The sequence below is a fragment of the Micromonospora maritima genome (genome assembly GCF_902825405.1).
GTDB classification, from domain to species: Bacteria; Actinomycetota; Actinomycetes; order Mycobacteriales; family Micromonosporaceae; genus Micromonospora; species Micromonospora maritima.
The window spans coordinates 1-9,662 of the sequence record NZ_CADEAU010000190.1 but is presented as its reverse complement, the minus strand read 5'-3'; the positions used below and the strand labels follow the sequence as shown (position 1 = coordinate 9,662).

The window sequence follows — 9,662 nt, the reverse complement described above, 5'->3', positions numbered from 1 at the left end:
CCCGGGCCGCGCCGCACCGGCGGCGAGCAGCCGGGCGCCGCCCCGGCGCCGATGTCCGGTATGGACCGGCTCGCCGCGACCGCCGCCTGAGCGCCGCAACTCGCAAAAGCCGCGCACCGCCCTCCGCCACCCCATCGGGTACGGCGGGGGGCGGTGTCGTGTCGCGCCCGCTCGCACTGGTCAGGGCCGTGCCAGGGGTCGCGGGACGGGCGTTGGGGCGGGTCGGGAGAGCGCTCTCTCCGGTAACGAGACATTGACGGACACGTAACCGGAACCTAATCTCGCTTCTCAAGAGAGCGCTCTCTCGACCATCGGACCACCACCCGTACCCCGCCTTCTCCTGACGAAGGGGACCTCCATGACCCTCCCCCTGCGGGACTTCTCCCCCGGCGCCGTACCGCCGCCGGAACCGGTTCCGTCCCCCGCCCGCCGACGCTCCCGTCGTGCGGTCGCCCTCGCCGCCGTGTCCGTGCTCGCGGCCGGCCTGCTCGGCGTCGTGGTCGGCGGTGGCGGCACCGCCGCCGCCGGCACCGTCGGCGCGGGCAGCTACACCGAGACGCTGCCGCCGGGCGCCGTGCTGCCCAAGGGCTGCGGCACCGTCAGCACCAACCCGCGGATCTTCGCCACCGCCGACGCCCCGGCGGGCGCGATTCCCACCAACGACTGGTGGTCGTCGCTGATCTGGAAGCGCAACAACTGCGGCACCAGCGAGAACCTCCAGGCCCACCCGCTGGCGTTCAAGGCCGAGAACAACGGGCTCGGGCTGTCCTACACCACCACACCGGCGATCAGCGGCACCGCCACCGGGGTCGGCGAGTTCCACTACCCGTACACCGAGGACGTCCGGGTCGGGGTGGCCGGCCTCGCCGCGCCGGTGGTCAAGGCCGCCGACTGGACCGACTGGACGGTCACCGCCGACTGGAGCGACGGCAACCGGAGCATGCGGGCCACCATCGGCCACGGGCTGCCGTTCAGCTACTACACCGTCACCGGGGGCGGCGCCGCGCAGCTCACCGCCACCGCGACCCCGACGGTCTGGCGCAACTCCGGCGCCACCATCGGCTTCACCGTCAACGGCCACGACTACGTCGCGTACGCGCCGACCGGCGCGACCTGGACCGTCAACGGCGCCGGCATCAGCTCGACGCTCGCCGGCAAGGGCTACTTCTCGGTCGCCGTGCTGCCCGGCGGCGCGGACAAGGCCGCCCTGGCCGACGAGTACGGCAGGTACGCCCACGCGCACGTCACCGGCACCCGGATGAGCTACGCGTACGACCAGTCCACCGGCACGGTGCGCACCACGTACGCGTTCACCACCACGCCCCGGGAGGGCACCGAGACGAAGACCGTGGTGGCGCTCTACCCGCACCAGTGGCGCAGCCTCACCGGCGCCACCCCGATCACCGGAACGTACGTCTCCGCGCGCGGCGCCATGCGGGTGCTCGTCGGGACGCCGTCGTTCACCACCTCGATGCGCTACACCGGCGTGCTGCCGGAGGTGCCGGCGGTGGGTGACGCGACGGGTGCGGACCTGACCACGGTCACCAACTACCTCAACGCCGAGCTGGCCAACCCGGAGGGAATCAGCGGCCGGGACACCTACTGGGCCGGCAAGGGCCTCGGCCGCGCCGCCCGGATCGCCGAGATCGCCGACCAGCTCGGCCTCACCGCCGTGCGGGACGCGGCGGTGACGGCCATGAAGGCGCGGCTGACCAACTGGCTCACCGCCGGCTCCGGCGAGACCGGCCAGCTGTTCTACTACGACCGCAACTGGGGCACCCTGATCGGCTACCCCGCCTCGTACGGCTCCGACGAGGACCTCAACGACCACCACTTCCACTACGGCTACTTCGTCGCCGCCGCGGCCACGGTCGCCAAGTTCGACCCGGGCTGGGCCGACGACACCCGCTACGGCGGCATGGTCGACCTGCTCATCCGCGACGCCAACAACTACGACCGCGCCGACAACCGGTTCCCCTACCTGCGCGACTTCGACATCTACGCCGGCCATGACTGGGCCTCCGGCCTCGCGCCGTTCTTCGCCGGCAACAACCAGGAGTCCTCGTCCGAGGGCATGAACTTCGCCAACGCGCTCATCCAGTGGGGTCAGGCGACCGGGAACACCGCCGTCCGCGACGCCGGCGTCTACCTGTGGACCACCCAGTCGGCGGCCATCTCCGAATACTGGTTCGACGTGCACGACGAGAACTTCCCGGCCGGCTTCGGCCACAAGACCGTCGGCATGGTGTGGGGCGACGGCGGAGCGTACGCCACCTGGTTCTCCTCGGCCCCGGAGATGATCCAGGGCATCAACATGCTGCCGATCACCGGCGGTCACCTCTACCTGGGCGACCACCCGGAGTACGTCAAGGCCAACTACGCGGAGCTGCTCGCCAACAAGAACGGCCCGCCGACGGTCTGGCAGGACATCATCTGGGAGTTCCTGGCCCTCGGCGACGGCGAGCAGGCGTTGCGCAACTTCCGGGCCAACAGCACCTTCGCCAGCGAGGAGGGCGAGAGCAAGGCGCACACGTTCCACTGGATCCGCAACCTCGCCGCGCTCGGCACGGTGGACACCTCGGTGACCGCGAACCACCCGCTGGCGAAGGTGTTCCGCACCGGCACCGAGCGCACGTACGTGGCATCGAACATCACCGCCGCACCGCTGACCGTCACGTTCTCCGACGGCACCACGCTCGCGGTCCCGGCCGGGAAGACCGCCACGTCCGGGGCGTACACCTGGAGCGGGGGCAGCGCCACCGGCGGCGTGACGGTGCCGACCGGTCCCCCGCCGACGTCGACGCCGACCCCGACGCCGAGCACCCCGACGCCGACCCCGACCACGCCCACCCCGACGCCGACCACGCCGAGCCCGACGCCGACCAGCCCGAGCCCGACCACCCCGCCGCCGGCGCTGGAGCCGACCCGCTACCTGGGCTCCGGCGGGACGCTGGGCGGCACCCCCGGCCCGGCCGGCACGGTCACCGTCGCCGCGGCCAACGGCAACCACGACGGCACGCCGGCCAACGCGCAGGTCTTCACCGCCACCGGACTGACCGGCGCCTGGACCGGGGGGAACACGGCGTTCGACCTGGCCGTCGACGCGGGCACCGCGGTCGGCAACGGGGTCCAGGCCCGGGTCTCCTACGACCTCACCGGCGACGGCACCTTCGACCGGGTGGAGACCTACCGGTACTACGCCACCGACCCGGTCGCCGGGGTGGAGCACTACCGGCAGACGCAGGGCCTCACCTCGGCCACCGGCACGCCGGGCGACCTGTCCGGCGGGACGGTCCGGATCGAGGTGTGGAACGCCATCGGCGCCGGGCCCACCACGCTCGGCATCGGAGACGGGTCCCGCCTGGTGCTGCCGTACGCCGGGAGCACCGCCACCACGACGCCTCCGCCGTCGGGCGGGTTCACCGCGGAGCGTCACCTGGTCGGGCCGGCCGGCCTGGCCGGCGCGGCCGGCACCTCGGCCACGATGACCGTCCCGGCGACCGGCGGGCAGCCGCTGAGGTTCACCGCCGCCGGCCTGACCGCCCGCTACACCGGCGGGGCGACCCGGTTCGACCTGCTGCTGGACGCGGGCACGACGGTCGGCAACGGCACCCACGTGCGGGTCTCCTACGACCTGACCGGCGACGGCACCGCCGACCGGGTGGAGACGTACCAGTACTTCGCCACCGATCCGGCGCCTGGGTGGGAGCACTACACCCAGGAGCGGGGGTTGTCCTCCGGCGTCGGGGCGCTCGGCGACCTGGCCGGCGGCACGGTGACGGTGGAGGTGTGGAACGCCATCGGCGCCGGGCCCACCACGCTCGGCACCGGCGACCGCTCGACGGTCACCCTCCCCTACACCGCCTGACCGGCTCCGGCGCCCCGGCCCTCACCGGCCGGGGCGCCGGCTCACGGCCAGCGGGTCGCGGTGGCCTCGAACAGCTCCGGTTCGCTGGCCACCGGGATCACGCAGACCAGGTGACCGCCGGGCGCCCGCAGCACGTGGCAGTCCTGCCAGCGGGAGACCGGGGTGGCGCCCAACCCCCGCAACCGCTCGACCTCGGCCGGCACGTCGTCGGTCTCGATGTCGAGGTGGTGGCGGGGCGCGTCGTCCACCGCCTGCACGGCGGTGACCAGACCCGGCACCACGTCGGCCAGGCCGGTGAACTCGGGCTCGCTCGGGTCGGTGCGGACCTCGGCGCCGAGCGCGGCGGACCAGAACGCGGTGACCTCCCCCGCGGACTCCTGGGGCGCGTCGATGATCAAAGCGTAGAGCCGGGATCGATGCATCGCCCGAGACTAGTACGGCAGCCGCCGTTCGGGTGTCGCGGCGGATCAGCAGGCTGTGTCGGCCGCCGCGCACGGCCGACACCACCTCTGCCGCCCACACTGGCCGACGCCCGTGCGGTCGCGATCCCGATCGCGAGAAAGGGTGGAAGGTGCCTCGTCACTCGACCTCAATCACGATCTTGCCGGCACCGGTGCCGCTCTCCACGATGGTGTGGGCGTCGGTCACCGTGGCGAGGGTGAACCGCCGAGGATCGACGAGCGGCCGCAACGCTCCCTGGTCAACCAGGACGGCCGCGTCGCGCAGAATCTCGCCGTGGTGCTCCCGTCCCTGGCCGGTCAGCATCGGAAGCAGGGCGAAGACTCCGGAGTAGCTGGCCCCACGGAACGACAGCGGCGCGAGGCTGTGCGTACCCCACCCCAGAATGCTGACGACATGGCCGGTGTAGGTGCGTACCGCGGTGAAAGACTCGTCCAGGCCGGCGCCGCCGACGGTGTCGAGGACCACGTCGAAGCCCTCGCCGCCGGTGTACGCGGTGACGTAGTCCTCGACCGCCGTGCTCGTGTAGTCGATCGGAGTCGCCCCGAGCCGAGCGATGGTCTCCAAGCTTCGGGGCGATCCGGTGGCGAAGACCTCAGCGCCGCGGGCACGGGCGAGCTGGACGGCGATCCGCCCGACGCCGCCGGCGCCGCCGTGCACCAGTACCTGCTGGCCCGCCGTCACCCGCGCCCGGTCCACCAGCCCTTCCCAGGCGGTGATGACGGCCAGCGGCAGAGCCGCCGCCTCGCGCAAACTCAGCGACTCCGGTTTTCGGGCGAGCAACCGAGCGTCCACGGCGACGTACTCGGCGAGCGACCCTTGAAGATCACCCACGCCACCGGTCAGCCCGTACACCTCGTCACCGGAGTCGAAGCCGGTGACCCCCGGGCCGACCCCCGCCACGACACCGGCCAGGTCCAGGCCGAGTACGGCCGGTGGCTGTACCCGGGCGTGGGCGGCCTTTCCCGCTCGGATCTTGGTGTCCAGCGGGTTGACACCACTCGCCGCGACCCGGACCAACACCTGTCCGGGACCCGGTACCGGCTTCTCGATCTCCGTGAGGACCAGCGGGGCGCCGAATTCCTTGAGCACTACCGCGCGCATGTTGTCACCTCTCCTTCCAGTTCCTTCTGGTGAAGTTCCGCCGACCGGCCGAGCAGGGTACGCACGACCAGCACCGATGTGCCCGGGACGTCTGCCACCGGAGTGCGATCCCGGTCCGGCGCCGTGCCGACCAGCTCGCCTGCGGGCTCACCACTCGATGACCAGCCGGCCCCGGACGCCGCCGGCCGCCAGGAGCCGATGGGCCTGCGCCGCGTGCTGAGGCGGGAAGGTGTCCGCGACCCGGAGGCTGAGCCGTCCCTCGTCGGCGAGCCGGCGCAGCAGGTCGAGCTTGTCGCGTCGCCCGTCGTAATCGTGCACGTGGGCGGAGACGAGGGTCACGCCGCGCGTCGCGGCCGCCCGTTCGAACGCCGCCTGGTCCGGCCCGCCGCGTACGTACGCCAGGGTGCCGCCACGGCGGATCGCCGACAGCAGCGGGGCGCCGATGACAGCGGCGTCGACGACGGCGTCGACGCCGTCGGCGGTGAGCGCGCGGAAGCGATCGGCGACTCCCGGCCCGCGGTCGACGATGTGGTCGGCGCCCAACGACGCGACGAGGTCGGTGTCCTGGCGGGCGGCGTCGGCCAGCACTCGGTGTCCGGCCGCCTTGGCCAGTTGTACGGCGTAGCCGCCGACCGCCCCGGCCGCGCCGGTGACGGCGACGGTGCTGTCCGGACCAAGGCGTAGCTGGTCGAGGGCGTGCAAGGCCGTCAGCCCGTTCGTCGGGAGCGTGGCGGCCTCGGCGTGACTCGCCCCGACCGGCGCCGGGACGACCCACGACTCGGGGAGCACCACCCATTCGGCGTACCCGCCGCCGGCCGGGCGGGTGGGGTTGACCATGGCCATCACCCGGTCGCCGACGGCGAGGCGGCCGCTGGTGCCGGGGCCGATCTCGTCGATGGTGCCGGCGACGTCCAGGCCGGGGATGACTGGTTCCGTTCCGCGTTGCCGGATGGGCGTGACGCCGCTCCGGATCAGGGTGTCGGCGGGGTTGACGGTGGTGGCACGTACCCGGATCCGGACCTTGCCCGCTCCGGCGTGCGGAGTCGGCCGCTCGACGACCTCCAGTACCTCGGGTCCGCCGTGGCGCAGCAGTCCTATCGCTCTCACGTCGTTGACTCCGTTGTTCAGGATGGCCGGCGCGCGCAGGCGCCGACCGCCGGTTTGTCACCTCAAGGATTGGGCGACGCCTGTGTGCGAGGCGCGCTCGATGGCGTCGCTCAGGCGGTGCCGGTTGAGGGCGTGCTCGAAGTCGGGCACGGTGTGGGTGCCGTCGGCCAGGTCGCGGGCCAACTGCGCGTAGAGCCGCGCGATGCTTCTGGCCGGGGTCTGGGCCAGGCCCGTGGGGATCCCGTCCGAGTAGGACGCGGGAACGTCGATGGTGGTGACGGTGGTGTCCGCGCCGCGGCCGCCGGCGAGGGTGAGCTGGGCGACTTGCATGTTGCCCCAGTCCGAGGTCAGAACGAGGTCGCCGTCGGTGCCGTTGATCTCCCATCGGAGGTTGTCGCCACGGGACGCGCCGCCGCGATAGAAGACCGAGGCGGCGGCACCGGAGGTGAGGGTGCCGATCAGGGCGACCTGATCCGGCACCGTGACCGGGATCCGGCTGCCGTCCTCGGTGACGGTCGCCTCCTTGCGCCCCACCACGAGGTTGGCCGCGACCGTGTCGAACTCGCCGAGTACGAAGTGCAGCGGGTCGAGGGCGTGCAGCGCGGCGGAAGCGAGCGGGGTGGCGCCGTTGGCGTTGTCGAACCAGTAGGCCTGGCTGCGGTTGGCCACCTCGCCGCCCCAGACCATGCCGGAGCCGACCAGAGTGGTGCCGAGCACCTCGCCGACGTACCCGTCGCGAACCAGGTCCGCGGCGTGCTGGACCTCGGGGGCGAAGCGTCCCTGGAGCCCTACCACGGTGCGGACACCGGCCCGGCGGGCCAGTTCGGCGAGGCGCTCCGCCTCGGCCAGGCCGTTGGTGAGCGGCCACTCGCTGTAGACTGTCTTGCCCGCCTCGAGCGCGGCCGAGATCAGTTCGAAGTGCTGGGTGACCTGCACCGCGACGACCACCACATCGACCTGCGGGTCGGCGAGCAGGCGGCGGTGGTCGTCGTATCCGGGCACTCCGTACTTGGCCGCCGCAGCCTCCGCCGAGCTACGACGGGAGGTGCTGACCGCACGCAGTTCGAACGCCGGCGACGCCGCGATCACCGGAATGTGCGAGATCGACGCCCACGAGCCCGGCCCAATGATCCCTACGCCTGTCGGTTTCATCTCATCCTCGAAAGTATCTTGATTGTCTGCTACAGAATTGGATTCTCACAAAAAACCCGGAACAGCCCGGAACCGGTCAATCCAGGCAGCTCAGTGCGACCTCGGCGGACCGCATCAGAGTTGCCCGGTCGGGATTGATCCCGCCCATCACCCGCAGCCCCTGGAGGCTCGTCACCAGAAAGGTGGCAAGGTCGGTGGCGCTGCGGTCGGTGGGGATCTGACCGCGCAACTGCCCCTCGGCGAGCACATCGAAGAGGGCGGCCTCCAGCGACCGGGTGGTCGACCCGAGCCGCTCGGCGACCCGCGGGTCGTCGCGGATCGGCTCGACCGTGGCGCCGACAATCAGGCATGCCAGGTGTTTCCCGTCCCGGGAGATCTCATCCACCGCGCCGACGAAGACCTCGCGGATCACCTCCCGCGCGTCGCTGCCGGAACGCAGCATGGCGATCAGCGGCGTCGCGTACCGCTGCCGGTAGAGGTCGAGCGCAGCCAGGTACAGCCCTTCCTTGCTACCGAAGGCGGCATAGATCGAGCCGCTGCCCAAGCCGGTCGCCTCGGTCAGGTCGCGGATCGAGGTCCCTTCGTAGCCCTTGCGCCGAAACGCCTCCATGGCCGCAGCCACCGCCGCGTCGACGTCGAACTCCCGGGTACGAGCCATGCACCCACCGTACGGTCAATCTGGAACGATCGCCAAAGAATTGTGTCGCCGCCCACCCTCGGCAGCGGTAGCCGAGCTGCTCGCGGACCTGGCCCGCCCGCTCTGAACCGCCCGACGAGGCCCGGGCCGCGAAGCCGTCAGGCCGGGAGCCGTGCCCGCAGCCAGGCCGGGTCGGGGTTCACCACCGGCCCGTCCGGCAGCACCACGGTCGGCACGGTCTCGTCGCCGCCGGTGACCGCCCGGACCGCCGCCGCGGCCTCCGGGTCGCGCCAGATGTCCACCCAGTGCGCCCGCCCGGCGCGCCGGCCCAGTCGCAGGCGCAGCCGCAGGCAGTAGGTGCAGCCCGGACGCCAGTAGACGATCGGACGCCCGTCGCGCGCGCTGCGTCGGCGTGCCTCCGCGGCGGTCAGCGACCGGGGGAAGGCCAGCGGCGAGAAGAGCACCGCCAGCCCGGCGAAGCCCGCGAAGCCCAGCGCGGAGGGCACCACGCCGTCCTGGGCGACCCCCACCAGCACGCCGGCGGCCAGCATCAGCGCCGCGAGTCCCCAGCTACGCCCCATCAGGCGGTCACCTCCGCCAGCAGTTCCAGCAGGTGCCGGTACGGCTGCCCGGTGGCCCGGGCCAGGCCGATCTCGCAGGTGCGGTTCACCGAGGCGTACCCGTCGAAGGGCCGCGCGGTGACGGCGGCGGCCTCGGCGCGGGTGGCCGACGCGGTCAGCTCCGGGTGCAGCAGGCCCCGGTCGCCGGCGAAGCCGCAGCACTGCCAGCCGTCCGGGACGACCACCTCGTCGGCGACCGCGCGGGCCACCGTGAGCAGCGCGTCGTCCAGACCGAGCCGGGTGGACGAGCAGGTCGGGTGCAGCGCCAGCGAGCCGAGCCGGCGGCGCACGGTCAGCCGGGGCAGCAGCGCGGTGGCGGTGTAGGCGACCGCGTCCACCACCCGCACGTCCCCGGCGTCGGCGAGCAGCCGGTCGAAGCCCTCGGTGCAGGAGGCGGCGTCGCTGACCACCGGCAGCGTCCCGTCCCGGCTGGCCGCGCGCAGCACCGGCGGGACCCGGTCGCGCACCGCCCGGTAGCCGTCGGTGAGGCCCTTCGACGACCAGGGCGTGCCGCAGCAGAGGTCGCCGATCCCGTCCGGCACGAGCAGCCGTACGCCGGCCCGGTCGGCGAGCGCGAGCAGCGCGGCGGCCACGCCGGTGCCGCCCTCGGCGGGAGCGAAGAGCGTGCCCAGGCAGGACGGCACGAAGACGGCGTCCGGTTCGTCGGCCGGGTGGGCCCGGCGGGGTGTGCCGCCGCGCGGCAGGTCCCGCTGCC

8 protein-coding genes are annotated in these 9,662 nt (G+C 72.9%); 1 reads left to right on the top strand and 7 read right to left on the bottom strand.

The window, feature by feature from the left end:
- Positions 1-358: 358 nt before the first annotated feature.
- On the top strand, positions 359-3,868 hold the full coding sequence (locus HUW36_RS17710; RefSeq protein ID WP_246248208.1) for a glycosyl hydrolase: 3,510 nt from the start codon (positions 359-361) through the stop codon (positions 3,866-3,868).
- Between the two features lie 41 nt (positions 3,869-3,909).
- Here the strand turns inward: HUW36_RS17710 and HUW36_RS17705 are convergent, their stop codons facing one another.
- The 7 genes from HUW36_RS17705 to HUW36_RS17675 all read right to left on the bottom strand — a co-directional run.
- Entirely contained in the window at positions 3,910-4,290 is a 381-nt protein-coding gene (locus HUW36_RS17705) for a VOC family protein (RefSeq protein ID WP_174529190.1), read from the bottom strand.
- A 157-nt stretch (positions 4,291-4,447) separates the two neighbouring features.
- Complete coding sequence (locus tag HUW36_RS17700) at positions 4,448-5,431, bottom strand: zinc-dependent alcohol dehydrogenase family protein (protein ID WP_174529189.1); 984 nt, start codon at positions 5,429-5,431, stop codon at positions 4,448-4,450.
- Between the two features lie 147 nt (positions 5,432-5,578).
- On the bottom strand, positions 5,579-6,538 hold the full coding sequence (locus tag HUW36_RS17695; RefSeq protein ID WP_174529188.1) for a quinone oxidoreductase family protein: 960 nt from the start codon (positions 6,536-6,538) through the stop codon (positions 5,579-5,581).
- A 57-nt stretch (positions 6,539-6,595) separates the two neighbouring features.
- Positions 6,596-7,690 (bottom strand): Gfo/Idh/MocA family protein, encoded by a 1,095-nt coding sequence (locus tag HUW36_RS17690; RefSeq protein WP_174529187.1) that lies wholly within the window; start codon positions 7,688-7,690, stop codon positions 6,596-6,598.
- Between the two features lie 76 nt (positions 7,691-7,766).
- A complete protein-coding gene (locus HUW36_RS17685; protein WP_174529186.1) occupies positions 7,767-8,348 on the bottom strand; it encodes a TetR/AcrR family transcriptional regulator in 582 nt (193 codons plus the stop codon).
- A 137-nt stretch (positions 8,349-8,485) separates the two neighbouring features.
- On the bottom strand, positions 8,486-8,908 hold the full coding sequence (locus tag HUW36_RS17680) for a glutaredoxin domain-containing protein (RefSeq protein ID WP_174529185.1): 423 nt from the start codon (positions 8,906-8,908) through the stop codon (positions 8,486-8,488).
- Positions 8,908-9,662: heterodisulfide reductase-related iron-sulfur binding cluster (locus HUW36_RS17675; protein WP_174529184.1), on the bottom strand; the 755-nt coding region annotated here is incomplete at its 5' end. The genes HUW36_RS17675 and HUW36_RS17680, both read right to left, overlap by 1 nt.

Bases quoted from the DNA above. Each gene is read 5' to 3' on its own strand.
- HUW36_RS17705 (WP_174529190.1), bottom strand. From the start codon at position 4,290: ATGCATCGATCCCGGCTCTACGCTTTGATCATCGACGCGCCCCAGGAG.
- HUW36_RS17710 (WP_246248208.1), top strand. From the start codon at position 359: ATGACCCTCCCCCTGCGGGACTTCTCCCCCGGCGCCGTACCGCCGCCG.
- HUW36_RS17680 (WP_174529185.1), bottom strand. From the start codon at position 8,908: ATGGGGCGTAGCTGGGGACTCGCGGCGCTGATGCTGGCCGCCGGCGTG.
- HUW36_RS17685 (WP_174529186.1), bottom strand. From the start codon at position 8,348: ATGGCTCGTACCCGGGAGTTCGACGTCGACGCGGCGGTGGCTGCGGCC.
- HUW36_RS17690 (WP_174529187.1), bottom strand. From the start codon at position 7,690: ATGAAACCGACAGGCGTAGGGATCATTGGGCCGGGCTCGTGGGCGTCG.
- HUW36_RS17700 (WP_174529189.1), bottom strand. From the start codon at position 5,431: ATGCGCGCGGTAGTGCTCAAGGAATTCGGCGCCCCGCTGGTCCTCACG.